The sequence below is a fragment of the Salinimicrobium sediminis genome (assembly GCF_900215295.1).
Taxonomy (GTDB): Bacteria; Bacteroidota; Bacteroidia; order Flavobacteriales; family Flavobacteriaceae; genus Salinimicrobium; species Salinimicrobium sediminis.
Map to the genome: position 1 here is coordinate 479,336 of NZ_OCMF01000001.1, position 15,742 is coordinate 495,077.

Genomic DNA, 15,742 nt, shown 5'->3' on the forward strand with positions numbered 1-15,742 from the left:
GCCACGCAAATGCGTGGCTTTAAAATGGTATTTCTGACAAGCTTTTAAGAAACTGCTTTCAATCTTTTAATTCCGGATTTATCCAGTTTCTCTTCAGCGTATTCTTTATCGACTACAAGTTTGTTCGCAGAACCTTCGGGCATTTCGAACATGGCATCGGTTAAAATAGCTTCACAAAGAGAGCGAAGCCCACGGGCACCAAGTTTATATTCGATAGCCTTTTCTACTATAAAGTCCAGAGCTTCATCTGTAATGGTGAAATCAATATCATCCATTTCAAACAGTTTTTGATACTGCTTGATAATTGCATTCTTTGGCTCGGTCAAAATAGATCTTAGGGTACTCCTGTCTAACGGGTTCATGTGAGTAAGTACCGGCAACCTTCCAATGATCTCGGGGATCAATCCAAAATCTTTCAGGTCTTTAGGAATAATATACTTGAGCAGGTTCTCCCGCTCAATAGCGTCATCACTCTTGGAAGCACTAAAACCTACGGCCTGCATATTCAATCTTTTGCTTATATTCCTTTCGATCCCGTCAAAAGCTCCTCCGGTAACGAACAGAATATTTTCGGTATCTACTTCAATGAATTTTTGATCGGGATGCTTACGGCCTCCTTTTGGTGGCACATTTACGGTGGTTCCTTCAAGCAACTTCAGCAAAGCCTGCTGCACTCCTTCCCCCGAGACATCACGCGTAATGGATGGATTGTCACTTTTACGGGCGATCTTGTCGATCTCATCTATAAAAACAATCCCGTGCTGTGCTTTTTCCAGGTTATAATCTGCGGCCTGCAATAACCTGGTTAAAATACTTTCCACATCTTCTCCCACATAACCTGCTTCGGTAAGAACCGTTGCATCTACAATGGCCAAAGGCACATTAAGCATTTTGGCAATGGTCTTAGCCATTAGGGTTTTTCCGGTTCCGGTTTCCCCGACCATAATGATGTTACTTTTCTGGATCTCGATATCATCATCGCTTACCGGTTGCAACAATCTTTTATAATGGTTATAAACCGCAACAGATAAAACTTTTTTAGTGTGCTCCTGTCCTATTACATATTGATCTAAAAACGCTTTTATAGCCTGCGGTTTCCTCAGTTTTAATTCTGAAGAAAGTTCTCCTGTGCCATCCTGTCTTGATTCCTCTATAACAATGCCATGGGCCTGCTCGATACAGCGGTCGCAGATATGAGCATCCAGCCCGGCAATGAGCAGGTTAGTTTCAGGCTTTTTCCTTCCGCAGAAGGAGCATTCTAATTCTTCTTTTGCCATAAATTTTTTATTTCAGCCCAAATTGAGGCCTCTGTACATTCTTTTTTCGGGGAATTAATCCCGCGTCAAAATTTCATCTATCATTCCGTATTCCAAAGCTTTATCGGCTTTCATCCAGTAATCCCTGTCACTATCCTCATGGATCTTTTCATAGGATTGCCCGGTATGTTTTGCGATGATCTCATATAATTCCTTTTTTAGGATAAGAATTTCGCGGGCAGTGATCTCAATATCACTTGCCTGTCCCTGTGCTCCTCCCAGTGGCTGGTGGATCATTACACGGGAATGCGGCAAGCCGCTGCGTTTTCCTTTTTCTCCGGCACATAACAATACAGCTCCCATAGAGGCGGCCATTCCTGTACAAATTGTAGCTACGTTTGGCTTAATGAACTGCATGGTGTCATAGATCCCAAGGCCTGCGTAAACACTTCCTCCGGGAGAATTAATATATATCTGGATGTCCTTCGAAGAGTCTGTACTCTCCAAAAACAATAACTGCGCCTGAATAATATTTGCCACCTGATCGCTAATTCCTGTTCCCAAAAAGATGATACGGTCCATCATTAGTCGGGAAAAAACATCAAAAATTGCAATATTCATTTGCCTTTCTTCAATGATGTTGGGAGTCATTCCCTGCGGATACATGCTGCTTATGATCTTGTCGTAATAGTTGCTGTTGATCCCGTGGTGACGGGTAGCATATTTTTCAAATTCTTTTGCGTAATCCATTGAATTTCTTTCGTTTTTATTCGGGTTAAATAAAGAGGTGAGCACCCCTCTCTTAGTTGCCAAAAAAGGCGTTATCCCGCATTTGGTCTAACGCCCTTAAAGATATAAGTATTAATTAAGAAAATTTCTATTCGTAAACTTCTTTAACAAATTCTTCATAAGTTACTTCCTTCTCCTCAAGATTGACCTTCTCCTTGTAAAGTTCAAGCAGTTTTTGGTTCATCAATTGTTCAGAAAGACGCTTCACCTCATCCTGGCGTGAAAGGATACGGGCAGCAATATCATCAAGCTCTTTTTCTTCAGGATTCATTTGGCCAAACTGTGCCATTTGTTCTTTGATCCTGTCTTTTGCGAAAGATTTAAGATCTTCGAATTTCACCTCAAGCTTATGCTCCTGGATCAATTTCCCTTCGATCAACTGGAACCTTAGTCCTTTTTCGCTTTTTTCGTATTCTTCACGGGCTTCTTCAGGCGTAAGTTCTTTTTCACCTGCAGTTTGGATCCACTTTTGAAGGAATTCCTTCGGAAGGTCGAATTTTGTGTTTTCGATCAACATTTCAGTAACATCATTCAGCAGTTGCTGGTCACTTTGTTGCTCGAATTGCTTGGCAGCATCTTCTTTGATCTTATCCTTAAGTTCGGTGACCGAAGTAACTTCTCCTTTTCCGAAGAGCTTATCAAATAATTCCTGATCAAGATCTGCAAGTTCCTGAGTGTTCACTTCTTCAACAGTGAATTCCACTTCCACTTCCAGACCATGGGCTTTATCATGCTCCACTTTTAAGAAATCCATCAACTGATGATCGTCCTCAAAAAGACCTTTAGTGTTCACTTTTACAGTGTCACCGGCTTTAGCTCCAAGGAAAGGCTTCTTGTTTTTTACCTTTTCAAGAGGTAAGGTAGTGTGAGCGTCGATACCTTCTTCTTCATTTTTGAAAGTTCCGGTTAGCTGGTCACCTTCTTCGGCAGCATCTTTGGAAACAAGTTTTCCATATTGCTTTTGAAGGGTCTTCACCTGATTGTCGATCATCTCGTCACCGGCAACGATCTTATAATGAGTAATAGGTTTTTCGTTATCAAGGCTTACCTCGAACTGCGGAGAAAGTCCCAGTTCAAATTCGAAACTGTAATTCTCTGCATCCCAATCAAAATTATCCTGTTCTTTAGGAAGCGGATTGCCAAGAACATCAAGCTTTTCTTCGGTAAGATATTTATTCAGTGCATCCTGAAGCAGCTTATTTACCTCATCTACCAAAACAGCTTTTCCATACTGTTTTTTCACCATTCCCATGGGCACATGACCTTTACGGAAGCCCGGGATATTTGCATTTTTACGGTAATCTTTCAGGACCTTTTCAACTTTGTTGCTGTAGTCTTCTTTGGCGATATCTACCTTAAGAACGGCATTAAGTTCGTCAATATTCTCTCTCGTTATATTCATTATAAGCGCTTATAAAAATTGGTCTGCAAAAGTACAACTTTTTTAAGAGCAAGCAAAGTTTCAAAAACCTGAAATTCAGCAGGCTTTATTTCCTTTCGGCAATGGAATAAAACAGGGATTGAAAAATGGATAGGAGCAAACTGAACAGCACTGCGATCCAAAAGCCACTTACCTCAAAACCATCTACAAAAGCGTCAACCAGTAAAATGATGATGGCATTGATCACAATTAAAAAAAGACCTAAGGTAAGAATGGTCACCGGCAGGGTAAACAGGACCAGCACAGGCTTTACGATGAGATTGAGCAACGCGAGAACCAGGGCCACCACAATTGCTGTCCAGTAACCTGTAACGGTCACACCCGGAAGAAAATTCGCAAGAAAAACTACCACTACGGCTGTAAGAAGAATGCGTAAAAGAAAAGTCATGGTTAGAAGATTTTTATCTAAGATACTATTTTGAACGAAAAAACGCCGGGGAAGACCCGGCGTTTTAAGCATAGTTTATAAAAAGTCCTAGTCGTTGCTCGGAGTAATGGTTTTGTAGTTCCCAATGTTCACTTTTGGAACAGTAGCATTATAAGTACTATTGATAGCTTTAATAACTTCATTAGCTACAAGAGCATAACCCCGGGGAGTAAAGTGAACCCCGTCCAGAGAGAAAAGTCCTCCCACGGCAAATTCTCCCGTAAGAGTACCTGCATCATAAGGAATTCCCTCATTGCTTACTTTAATAGACAGCGCGTTCATATCAACCAGGGCAAGATCATTAGCCTGAGCGACCTGATTTATCGTTTGATTGTATGCTGCAGTTGCTGCATCAATAGCCTGGATCTCGCTTTGATCAAGCGCATCTTTATCATCTATAGCGTTAACCGCATTGAGCACCAACTGAGCCTGTTCCTGAGTAGGTTGACCTCCAGCCTGAAGGATTCCCAAAACTTCCATTACCTGAGGAGTAATAGCTGCAGTCCCATAACCCTGTTGTTTTAAGGCAGCCTGGTTTATAGTTAGCAGAAGTAATTCTTCCTGGGTCATTTGACGGAAGCCCAAAGGATTGGTTTGAGTCACAGGAACTTCGATCAAAAACCTGTTTGGGCCTTCATTAAAGGTAATCGCATACTGGGAAGCAATTGCCTGCGCCTGTGCAGCAGGTACTTGTTGAGACATAAGGTATTGGGTGAATATCCCTGCAACAGCCTGGAAGTAACCGGTAAGTCCCGCAGCCTGCTCTGCATTTAAGACAAGTGCATTATTAGGCACTGTATTAAAAAACGCAGCAGAAGTTACATCGGGAATATTTAAAAGAACTCCTTCCTCTGCCCCTGCTTCAACCATTTCAGAAACTATTTGAGAATATGCTCCGGCAAAAACCTGAGGATCTGAAATGTCATTTCTACCATACTCGGAAGGATCCAGATTTCCTGTTTGATCAACCCCTACACCTCCGGAAACTGCATAAAGGAATACATCATTATTCCCGATCCAAAGAGTAAAGAAAGTAGGATCCTGGGCTATAGCGTCAGCAACAACAGTAGTGTTTGGAGCAGAAGCAAATCTCACAAAATAAGGATTTGCCCTTTGCTGCATTAAAGCTTCCATGCTGCCGTATCCCGGAGCAAGAAGCTCATAGGATTTTGCTCCCGGAACCGCCATATTATTAAAGGGTCCGGTAAGGATATTACTAACGTCTGTAGTTATAGCGCCACCGTAATTTCTTGGTGCCGGCCCACTTTCAGAAACTCCTAAAACCAAACGGGTATTATATCCCGGCAATTGGGTGCCATTAAGAAGTAATCCACCGCTATTATCGGCAACTAAAGGTTGCGTAAAGCCATTTGTTTCCTGCACTTTAGCAAATTGCTGAGCAAGGATGTTGGGATAAGAATTTTGCTGTCCCGAAAGGTACAGAGTTCCATCTGCATAACCTGCAGTAAGAGAATTCCCAAGGGCTACATAATTCGAAAAATCTGCTTCCCCGCTGGTGTAGGCATCCTGGTCATCAACCGGATTTTCAAATTCCGGCTCACAGGCAACCATCCCAAGAGCAAGAATTCCGAAATATTTAATATAGTTTTTCATATTCAAAAATGTCTTTTATTATAATTTATAAGTTACACCTATACCGGGGATGAAAGCAACAGATTTGTAAGTCCCGCCAAAAGGAACATTCTGCCCGTTCTCATCAATGTAATGGTTATAAGAAGCATCAACCTCATCAAATCTTATATAAGCGAAAGATGCATCAATGGCCAATCTTGACGTTACGTCAAGTGAAAGACCTGCGGTGAAGCCCATGGAGTCATTTCTTGGAGTCTCGGGAGCAAAATAGCCTTCCTGTACGGGAGATTCATCAAAGTAGTATCCGGCACGAAGAGTAAGCTTGTCTGTAGCTTCATACTGAGCTCCAAATCTCCAGGTACTTGAATCTTCGTATGCGCGTGGGTTTGTAGAAGTTGTTCCGTTTGCGAACTGGATATCAAGAGATTCGTACACTCCCCAGAAAGTTCTGTTGTAATCAAAGGCCAATAACCATTTTTCATTCAACTCGTAAGATAAACCTACGGTCAATTCGGCGGGAAGAGGAAGTTCGGCGTCAAAAGTAGTATCCTGAAATGGCGCCAGAGGCGTATTTGGAATATTTTCAAAATCGGCTTCTCCACCTTCGGCGTGCATAATAATTTCTGATCGGTAATTTACTCCCAGTCTAAGATCTTCAGTAAAGGTGAAAAGTCCGCCTACAGACCAACCCCATTCAGTTACTCCTGAAGCATCAATGGTCACATTGGAGCGATTTCCATCGATATCGGAAAGGGTACGGGTAAGGTTTCTGTTAAAGTTCACAGACCCCGTCACGAAGATAGGACCACCTCCAATACTGAAAAAGTCGGCTATTTTATAGGAAACAAGCGGCTGAATATAGATCGCCTGCAGCTGAATATTATTTACCAGGTGAGATCCGGCCCAGTCGTCTTCCCATTTTACGGTACTTCCGTAAGGGGTGTAAACACTTAAGCCAAGGGCAAGGTTCTCGTTCAATTTGTAAGAAGCATTAAAATAGAAAGGAGTTCCTGCAGGATTATCTGTACGGGCAATATCTCCTGTATCTGAATTTTGCCAGGCTACTTCAGCAAACACTGCGCTCACCCCGGCAGAGATGGTAAGTTGATTTTCAAGATGTACCAGTCCGGCCGGGTTAAAGAACCCAAGCTCAGCACTGTTAACAACGGCAACCCCGGTGTGTCCCATAGCCAGCGCACGCTGCCCCTGTACACCTACGCGATAACCGCCGGCATAAGTCACGGCACTTGCAAGCGCAAACACCGTTAGCAATAAAATTTTTCTCATAATAGATTGTAATAGATTGTGTAGATTAATATAAAAGGATCAATGGCTCAAAAATAGCATAAAATGCATATTATGCAATAAAAACATTGGTTTGTTGTGCGTGCATAATAAATTTTACGAAAGTTATATAAAATTCATTACAGTTCGATAAAATTCATCTTTATTTTCGGCATGAACCCAGTGCCCGGCTTTAGGAATGGAAACAATTGTAGCCTTGGGAAAATGTTTTTCTATAAGTGCCTTATCTTCAGAAGTTATATAATTTGAGCGTTCTCCCTTAATAAACAGCGTGGGATTGTTGTAAGAATATTCTCCCGGAAGCGCTTTTCCTAACTCTTCCACCTGTGAAGTGAGCACTTCCAGGTTAAGCCGAAGTCCAAGTTTTTCTTTTGTTTTCCAATAAAGGTTCTTAAGCAGGAACATTCTCACCGCTTTTTCCTTTATATATTGCGACAACAGCTCATCTGCATCTCCCCGGGATGTTAGGGAGGCATTATCTATTGCAGCCAGGCCTTCCAGAATGGTTTGATGGTGCGGAGCATAATATTTTGGCGCAATATCCACCACTACCAACTTCTCTATTAAATGCGGAAAAAGAGCAGCCGCAGTCATGGCAGTCTTGCCTCCCATGGAATGCCCTATTAAAATCACTTTCTCAAGATGATGGGAATCTATATATTCCTTTATGTCCTTTGCCAGTTCGAGATAATTGAAGGTATCACTGTGAGGGCTGCGCCCATGGTTTCGCTGATCGATAAGATGCACCTGGAAACCTGCTTCAGCAAAATCATTTCCCAGTGTTTTCCAGTTGTCGCTCATCCCCAGAAATCCGTGCAGGATAAGCATGGGACGGCCTTCGCCAATTATTTGTGAGTGTAATTTCATTAGTCTCTGAGTAAGCTAAGGTATTGGTTAATTACATATTCCAACCCCTGGTACAGGGCTTCTGCAATAAGTGCGTGCCCAATGGACACCTCCAGCAGTCCCGGAATATTTTTCTTGAAGTATTCGATATTTTCCAGGGAGAGGTCATGACCTGCGTTGATGCCAAGACCCAGTTTATTAGCAACTTCGGCACACTCTACATAAGGTCTTATGCCTGCTTTGTTCCCTTTGGAATATTGCCTGGCGTATTCCTCGGTATAAAGTTCAATACGATCTGTGCCTGTATTTGTTGCGGCCTCTACCATTTTTGGATCGGGATCTACAAAGATGGAGGTTCTAATATTGTTGCGCTTGAATTCGGCGATCACCTCCTGTAGAAAATCCCTGTGTTTTAGAGTATCCCATCCTGCATTTGAAGTAATGGCATCTTCGGCATCTGGCACCAGGGTCACCTGTTCAGGTTTTACTTTAAGCACCAGATCTATGAATTTCTCTACGGGATTTCCTTCAATATTGAACTCTGTTTTTACCACCGGCCGCAGGTCTAAAACATCCCGATATCTAATGTGTCTTTCATCTGGCCTGGGATGGACGGTAATCCCTTCGGCTCCAAATTTCTGTGCATCCTTTGCTACCTGCACCACATTTGGCACATCTCCTCCCCGGCTGTTTCTCAGGGTAGCAATTTTATTAATGTTTACGCTTAATTTCGTCATATATAGCTCGTGTTTTCAACAAAAATACGAAGTTGAATAAGCATAAAAATACTTTATTTTGCCTAATTTGCAGAAAATGCGCGGGGCTATGAACATCACTCCATATATCTTAAATGAAATCCAGATTCCGGATTTCGGCACTAAAGTAGCCGAAGTCCTGGAGATCTTTAACCGAAATCCATATTCCCACCTTCCGGTGACAAATGAAGGAATTTACATGGGCAGCATTCCCGTTGGAGATGCCAGGATGTTTGATCCTGAAAAGAAGCTCGAAGAATTCCAGTATGCCCTGGAAGGGTTCTATGTGAGACAAAATGATAACTGGATCGATGTACTGCATACTTTTTCCAAGAACGATGCTAACATAATGCCTGTACTGGATGCCGAAAATAAATTTTTGGGATACCTGGAACTGCAGGATATCATGAATATTTTTACAGAATCCCCATTTCTCAACCATCCGGGAGGAATTCTTACGGTTGAAAAAGGCAGGAAAGATTACTCCTTTAGTGAGATCTGCCAAATCGTGGAATCTAACGGGGCTCATGTCCTGGGGGCTTTTATTTCGGGAATGGAAAACGATCGTGCACAGATCACCATTAAAACGGGAACCACTCCTTTTAATGCCCTTTTTCAAACCTTCAGGAGATACGGTTATGAGATCATTTCCCAACATGATGAAGACTCATTTTCCTCGAATCTTGAAGACCGGTCTCGCTACCTGGATAAATATTTAAATATTTAAGAATGAAGGTTGGGATCTACGGGCAATTTTATCATGCAAATTCGGGCATATATATAGAGGAGCTGCTTAACGTGCTTGACGAGGAGAATGTTGAAGTCGCCATAGAAGAGAATTTTCTAAGGCTTATCGATGAGAATAACGAGATAAAAAAAGATTTTCATCACTTCAATACCTTTCAAAGGCTGGATGGTTCCTATGATGTTTTTATAAGCGTGGGAGGTGACGGTACTATTTTACAATCTGTAAATTTTATAAGGAATCGTGATATTCCCATCCTGGGAATAAATACCGGAAGGCTTGGATTCCTGGCCACGGTAAATAAAGAAGACATAAGGCACACCATCAAGCTGCTACTCAACAACGAGTACAAGATCTCCCAGCGCTCCCTTTTAAGCATAAGGGCAAATCCAAAGGTGGAAGAGCTGTATGATAATCACTATGCCCTTAATGAGATCGCCGTAAGCCGAAAGAATACCACTTCCATGATCACCATAGATACATGGCTTGATGAAGAATACCTCACCGCTTACTGGGCAGACGGGTTGATAGTTTCAACCCCTACAGGATCTACAGGCTATTCTTTAAGCTGTGGCGGGCCCGTGGTAACGCCGGCAACAAAGGCTCTTGTCATAACACCTATAGCTCCACATAATCTAAACGCGAGGCCGCTGGTGATCAAAGACAATACGAAGATCACCTTAAAGGTGTCGGGGCGGGCAGATGATTACCTGGTATCCATGGATTCCAGGATCGCTTCTTTAAAGAACAATACCACGATAACCATTCAAAAAGCTTCATTCAAGTTAAAGATGATAGAATTCACAGAAGACACCTTCCTGAAAACGCTTCGGAAAAAGCTTTTATGGGGAGAAGATAAGCGCAACTAAACAATAAAAACTCCCGAAATCTGTTAATGCTAAGGTACAAACCTGCTCAAATTGTTGTGGGGCAAACAATATTGTTATATTTGCAAACTTTTGAAAACCTATGAGGTATCTTGTTGTTATGGTTCTTATGGCATTCTGTGCAAACAAGACATATTCCCAAAATTTTGAGATTGGTCCTTTTATAGGAGGCGCAAACTACATTGGGGATGTGGGAAATACCACCTATATCAATCCAAATACCGTAGTTTTTGGAGGTTTACTAAAATGGAATCGCAGTGAAAGGCATGCCTTCAGGTTTTCCCTGATGTATGCCAATCTGGAAGCCGATGATGCGAAGTCTAATGAAGGCAGGAGACAGCAACGGGGATATTCCTTCAAAAATACTATTGCCGAAGCTTCTCTGGGGCTTGAATTTACCTTTTGGGAATGGGACCTCCACTCCAACACCTATCAATCTACGCCTTATCTTTACACCGGAATCAGCTATTATTTTGCAAACCATTACATGCTAAAGAACAAGGCCTATACCAATCCTGCCAATAACGAACTGCAGGAAGCCGGCAATAACTGGGAATTTTCTGTTCCCATGGTATTTGGCTATAAACAAACATTGAATAATTTCCTTTCCGGAGGAATAGAGATAGGAGCGCGTTATACCTTTACAGATAATCTTGACGGTAGTCAACCCTCTGAAGTGAACGGCGACTACAACCTCTGGAATTTTGGAAACAGCAATACCACAGATTGGTATGTCTTTACAGGAATTTACCTCACCATTAATTTTGGGCGGGGATCTGACTGTTTCAACAAATATTAATATGGACTTTAAGGAAAAGATCGACCCTGCAAAACTACCCCGTCACATCGCCATCATCATGGATGGTAACGGCAGGTGGGCAAAGAAGCAGGGATTGATGCGAATAAGAGGCCATGAAAAAGGCACAAAAGCCGTACGGGAAGTAGTGGAAGGCAGTGCCGAAATAGGTGTCAAAAATTTAACTTTATATGCTTTTTCTACCGAGAACTGGAACAGGCCAAAGCTGGAAGTCGACACCTTGATGAAACTTTTAGTTTCCTCTTTAAAAAAGGAAATCAAGACCCTGCAGGATAACGACATCAAGCTTAACGCTATTGGATGCCTTGAGAATTTACCCGAAAAAGCTTTACGGGAATTGCAGGAGGTGATCAAGCAAACCGCGGGAAATTCCCGAATGACCCTTACCCTCGCCCTTAGCTACGGCTCCCGTGAGGAAATCACCAGCATGGTCAAAGAAATTTCAGAAAAAGTAGCCGGCGGTGAGATTTCCGCAAAAGCTATTGATGAATCGGTTATAAATAAGCATCTTTACACCCGAAATTTACCCGACGTTGATCTCATGATCAGGACGAGCGGGGAACAACGCATCAGCAATTTCCTTTTATGGCAAATGGCTTATGCCGAATTATATTTTTCAGAATTACTGTGGCCCGATTTCAGGAAGAATGACCTGTATGAAGCCATTTACAATTATCAAAACAGAGAACGAAGATTTGGAAAAACAAGTGAGCAACTTAGTTAGTGCCTTTACATCAAAGCATATTTTAGCACTTTTAGCATTAAGCCTTTTTATAAACTTTACTTCAGCAGCACAGGACCTGCCACTCGCAAACGGCAAAGAATATACTATAGGAGAGATCAACGTCACGGGTACGATATCCTATAATGAACAAACCGTAATTGCCTATACAGGACTTAAAAAGGGAGAAAAGATCTTCATTCCCGGAGACAGGATCTCCAAAGTCCTCAAAAAACTTTGGGACATTGGCCATTTTAGCGATATCAATATTTACGTGACCAGTATTGAAGGAGACGTTGCCAATCTGGAACTGGAGATCCAGGAAGTACCTGCCCTGGCCAATGTAAGAATTCAGGGAGTAAAGAAGAAAAAGCAGGAAGAACTTATCAAGGAAAATAAACTTGATAAAGGAGTGAGAGTGACCGAAAACCTGGAGACTACTACCCGAAATTATATTCAGAACACCTTTAGAGAGGACGGATATTTAAACACCAAGGTTGCCATTAACACAGTGCCGGTAGAAGATACCCTAAACACCAACCTGGTGAACATGGTGATCAATGTGGATAAGGGAGAGCGCGTAAAGATTGAAGATATCGAAATTATTGGGAACGATGCCCTTTCTGATGCCCGTCTTAAAAGAGCCCTGAAAAAGACAAAGGAGGAGAAATTCTTCAGGTTCTGGAAGCGTTCCAAATTTATTCCTGAAGAGTATGAGGCAGACAAAGAAAAACTAGTCAATGTTTATAAGGAAAAGGGTTTCCGTGATGCAAGAATAATTTCAGATACGTTGATTCGTATAGATGAAGATGATGTTGCCCTTAAGCTGAATATTGAGGAAGGGAACCGGTATTACTTTGGAAATATCGAATTCATTGGAAATTCCGTTTACAGCGACAGGGAATTACAGCGAATTCTTGGGATTAGCAAGGGAGATGTGTACAACGGGGTGCTACTTGAAAAGCAGATCGCCGATAATACCAAGCCCGATGCCAATGACCTTACCAACCTATACCAGAACAACGGATACCTATTCTCCAACATCAATCCTGTTGAAGTTAAGGTTTACAATGACACCATTGATTTCGAAATAAGAATCAGGGAAGGAAAAGTCGCTTATTTTGATGAAATCACCGTAGTAGGAAATGATAAGACCAAAGATCACGTGATCTACAGGGAAATGAGGACCAAACCGGGACATAAATACAGCAAGGAAGCCGTGGTAAGAACCGTAAGGGAACTTGGCCAGCTTGGTTTCTTTGATGCTGAAAACCTTTCTCCCGACTTTAAGAACGTGGACCAGAACAGCGGAACCGTTGATCTTGAATATTCTGTTGTGGAAGCCGGTGCCAGCCAGATCGAACTGCAGGGTGGTTACGGTGGCGGTGGATTTGTTGGAACCCTTGGGCTTTCCTTCAACAACTTCTCGTTAAGCGGACTTTTTGATAAAGAAGCTTATAAGCCTCTTCCAATGGGAGACGGGCAAACCTTATCCCTGCGAGCGCAGGCAAGTACTTACTATCAAACCTACAGTTTATCATTTTCTGAACCCTGGTGGGGCGGGAAAAAGCCTGTAAGGCTTTCTACATCCCTGCAACATACCGAGCAGTATTCCTATGATTACAGGAACAGGGAAGCAGACAAGGACAAGAAATTCTCTATTTCGGGGATTACCCTGGGACTTGCAAAAAGGCTTACCGTGCCCGATGATTTCTTTGTACTATCCACTGCAGTCGCTTTTCAACATTATAACCTAAGCAATTACAACACCGGCTTATTTACTTTTGGAGACGGATATTCCAACAACTTCTCCCTTACCCTGGGACTAACACGGGATAACACTTTTAGCAACCCTATCTTCCCTATGGGAGGTTCAAAGTTTGAGGTGATTGCAAAAGTAACTCCGCCGTATTCTCTTTTCAACGATGTAGATTATGCCAATCTTGCCGATCAAAGGGAGTTCCAGTTAGAGAATGAATTTGGAGTTCTTAGCCAGGGTGAGTATAACAGCGTGGGACAATTAGTTCCCACCAGGCCTTTAAGACCGGGAGAAACTCCGCTGGGAGATCCTTCAAAGATCGACCAGGAAAAGTATAAGTGGCTTGAATTTTACAAGATCAAGTTCAACGGAACCTGGTATAATACCTTATATAATTTTGGAGGCAGCAACAGCATTGTGCTTCGTACCCATGCAGAATACGGCTTCCTTGGAGCTTATAACAATGACCGCGGGGTACCTCCTTTTGAAAGATTCTACCTTGGAGGAGACGGAATGGGAACTTACAGCATGGACGGCCGGGAAGCTATTGCCATGAGAGGTTATCCCAACCAGTCCCTTATTCCCCTTGACCGTGGCGTAATGAGCCGTGAAACAGATAATGACGGGGCTACCATTTATAACAAATATTCTTTGGAATTGAGATATCCTATAACTTTGAAGCCTGCTGCATCAATATTTGCGCTGACCTTCCTGGAAGCCGGTGCATCTTATGACGGCTTCAGGGATTATAATCCTTTCCAGTTGAACAGATCTGCCGGGGCAGGATTGCGTATATTTATGCCTGCATTCGGGTTATTGGGTATTGACTTTGGGTATGGGTTTGATCCAATACCCGGGGAAACCCAGCGTAATGGCTGGGAAACCCATTTTATTATTGGACAGCAGTTTTAAAAAAGATTATTTGGCACGGTATTTTCTATAAACCACTTCGAGTATGAAAAAGTCAATTCTTATCCTCGCTTTAGTAATGTTAACCGGTTTTGCGGTGCAGGCACAGCAAACGGTAAGAATTGGTTATGTTGATATGGAATACATCCTGGAGAATGTTCCGGAATATCAGGAAGCTTCGGCACAGCTGGAAAAGAAAGTTCAGCAATGGAAGCAGGAGATAGAGAAGGAAATGACCAGAATAGAGAACATGAAGCAGGAACTGGCGAACGAAAGACCGCTTTTGACCAGCGAATTGATCGCCGACAGGGAAGACGAGATAAGGTTTGAAGAAAAGAAGATCCTTGACTATCAGCAAAAGCGATTTGGGCCTAACGGAGATCTGATCACTCAAAAATTACAATTGGTAAAGCCAATTCAGGATCAGGTTTTTGTTGCCGTGCAGGAGATCGCAAAAGCGAGGAATTACGATCTTATTTTTGACAAATCTGCAGATGTGGTTACCCTTTATGCTGCGGAAAGACTGGACGTAAGCGACCAGGTTTTGAGAAGCATTACCAGAGCTTCAAACCGGGAAGAACTGGAGACGCGTCAGGAAAAGCGGGAGTTGATAAGAGCAGAATCAAAGACTGCTGAAGAAGACGCTGTACTTTCAGAAAGAGAGCAACTTCAAGAGCAACGCAAAAAAGAGAGAGAAGCTTTACTGGAGGAGCGTCGCAAGACCAGGGATTCCATAAGAGCTGCAAAACAGGCAGAAGCTGAGCGTCGCAAGGCAGAAATCCTGAAGGAACGGGAAAGGAAAAAAGATTCCGTAGCCAAAGCCCGGGAAGAGAAACAGAACAACAAAGAGAATAATTAGTATATAAATAGAACCTACAACAAGTAAAATTCAACAATTAATAATCAATTTTAAAACAATGAAACAATTCAAGACCCTTCTAATAGCTGTAGCTTTAATCCTGGGAGCAACTTCTTTTGCCAATGCACAAACAAAAGTAGCTCACATCGCAACCCAGGAATTGATCGAACAAATGCCGTCATATAAAGCTGCAATGAATCAATTGGAAAAGCTTCAGAAGACTTACGATACAGAGATCAAAGACATGGTAACCGAAGCACAGAATACCATGAAGAGATATGAAGCCGAAGCACAAACAAAGACAGACGAAGAGAACCAAAAGAGAGCTACAGAGCTTCAGCAAACTCAAAGAACAATTGGAGAGTACCGTCAAAACGCAATGCAGGAACTTCAGAAAAAAGAAATGGAGCTTCTAAAGCCTGTACTTGAAAAAGCTCGTACCACTATTCAAAAAGTAGCCCGTGCAAAAGGATTTGACTATGTACTTGACTCCACTACCGGAACAGGGGTGATCATGGCAGATGGTTACGATCTTATGCCAGATGTGAAGAAAGATCTTGGGATCTAATTCCTCAACAAAAATAAATTTAAGAAACTGCGCATCATTGATGCGCAGTTTTTATTTTTACAGGA

Annotated in this window: 15 protein-coding genes; 7 read left to right on the plus strand and 8 right to left on the minus strand. The window is 42.3% G+C overall.

From position 1 onward, the window contains the following. Positions 1 to 44: 44 nt before the first annotated feature. From clpX to CRO16_RS02180, 8 genes are all read right to left on the minus strand, one after another. A complete protein-coding gene (gene clpX, locus CRO16_RS02145) occupies positions 45 to 1,277 on the minus strand; it encodes an ATP-dependent Clp protease ATP-binding subunit ClpX (protein WP_097054699.1) in 1,233 nt (410 codons plus the stop codon). Positions 1,278 to 1,331: 54 nt separating this feature from the next. Next, entirely contained in the window at positions 1,332 to 2,006 is a 675-nt protein-coding gene (gene clpP, locus CRO16_RS02150; protein ID WP_097055742.1) for an ATP-dependent Clp endopeptidase proteolytic subunit ClpP, read from the minus strand. Between the two features lie 127 nt (positions 2,007 to 2,133). Then, complete coding sequence (gene tig / locus CRO16_RS02155) at positions 2,134 to 3,447, minus strand: trigger factor (RefSeq protein WP_097054700.1); 1,314 nt, start codon at positions 3,445 to 3,447, stop codon at positions 2,134 to 2,136. A gap of 85 nt (positions 3,448 to 3,532) precedes the next feature. Further along, positions 3,533 to 3,874 (minus strand): phage holin family protein, encoded by a 342-nt coding sequence (locus tag CRO16_RS02160; RefSeq protein ID WP_097055743.1) that lies wholly within the window; start codon positions 3,872 to 3,874, stop codon positions 3,533 to 3,535. Between the two features lie 87 nt (positions 3,875 to 3,961). Next, positions 3,962 to 5,527 carry an SGNH/GDSL hydrolase family protein gene (locus CRO16_RS02165; RefSeq protein WP_097054701.1) on the minus strand — a complete coding sequence of 522 codons (1,566 nt, stop codon included), beginning with the start codon at positions 5,525 to 5,527 and terminating at the stop codon, positions 3,962 to 3,964. Between the two features lie 18 nt (positions 5,528 to 5,545). Then, positions 5,546 to 6,793 carry an OmpP1/FadL family transporter gene (locus CRO16_RS02170; RefSeq protein ID WP_097054702.1) on the minus strand — a complete coding sequence of 416 codons (1,248 nt, stop codon included), beginning with the start codon at positions 6,791 to 6,793 and terminating at the stop codon, positions 5,546 to 5,548. Positions 6,794 to 6,916: 123 nt separating this feature from the next. After that, positions 6,917 to 7,678: an alpha/beta fold hydrolase gene (locus tag CRO16_RS02175; RefSeq protein WP_097054703.1), complete on the minus strand. Its 762-nt coding sequence runs from the start codon at positions 7,676 to 7,678 to the stop codon at positions 6,917 to 6,919. After that, a complete protein-coding gene (locus CRO16_RS02180) occupies positions 7,678 to 8,394 on the minus strand; it encodes a pyridoxine 5'-phosphate synthase (RefSeq protein ID WP_097054704.1) in 717 nt (238 codons plus the stop codon). Before CRO16_RS02180 ends, CRO16_RS02175 begins: the two co-directional genes overlap by 1 nt. An 88-nt stretch (positions 8,395 to 8,482) precedes the next feature. Between CRO16_RS02180 and CRO16_RS02185 the strand changes: the two genes are divergently transcribed. The 7 genes from CRO16_RS02185 (at position 8,483) to CRO16_RS02215 (ending at position 15,677) form a co-directional block, all read left to right on the plus strand. Continuing rightward, positions 8,483 to 9,139, plus strand: a complete 657-nt coding sequence (locus tag CRO16_RS02185; RefSeq protein ID WP_097055744.1) for a CBS domain-containing protein — start codon at positions 8,483 to 8,485, stop codon at positions 9,137 to 9,139. A 2-nt stretch (positions 9,140 to 9,141) separates the two neighbouring features. Then, positions 9,142 to 10,026 (plus strand): NAD kinase, encoded by an 885-nt coding sequence (locus tag CRO16_RS02190; protein WP_097054705.1) that lies wholly within the window; start codon positions 9,142 to 9,144, stop codon positions 10,024 to 10,026. Positions 10,027 to 10,126: 100 nt separating this feature from the next. Beyond that, a complete protein-coding gene (gene porG, locus CRO16_RS02195) occupies positions 10,127 to 10,843 on the plus strand; it encodes a type IX secretion system protein PorG (protein ID WP_097054706.1) in 717 nt (238 codons plus the stop codon). A gap of 1 nt (position 10,844) precedes the next feature. Further along, positions 10,845 to 11,585, plus strand: a complete 741-nt coding sequence (locus tag CRO16_RS02200; protein WP_097054707.1) for an isoprenyl transferase — start codon at positions 10,845 to 10,847, stop codon at positions 11,583 to 11,585. After that, positions 11,518 to 14,253 (plus strand): BamA/OMP85 family outer membrane protein, encoded by a 2,736-nt coding sequence (locus CRO16_RS02205; RefSeq protein WP_097055745.1) that lies wholly within the window; start codon positions 11,518 to 11,520, stop codon positions 14,251 to 14,253. The genes CRO16_RS02200 and CRO16_RS02205 overlap by 68 nt, the downstream gene beginning before the upstream one ends. Positions 14,254 to 14,296: 43 nt before the next feature. After that, positions 14,297 to 15,109 (plus strand): OmpH family outer membrane protein, encoded by an 813-nt coding sequence (locus CRO16_RS02210; protein WP_097054708.1) that lies wholly within the window; start codon positions 14,297 to 14,299, stop codon positions 15,107 to 15,109. Positions 15,110 to 15,167: 58 nt separating this feature from the next. Continuing rightward, positions 15,168 to 15,677: an OmpH family outer membrane protein gene (locus tag CRO16_RS02215; RefSeq protein WP_097054709.1), complete on the plus strand. Its 510-nt coding sequence runs from the start codon at positions 15,168 to 15,170 to the stop codon at positions 15,675 to 15,677. Positions 15,678 to 15,742: the final 65 nt, after the last annotated feature.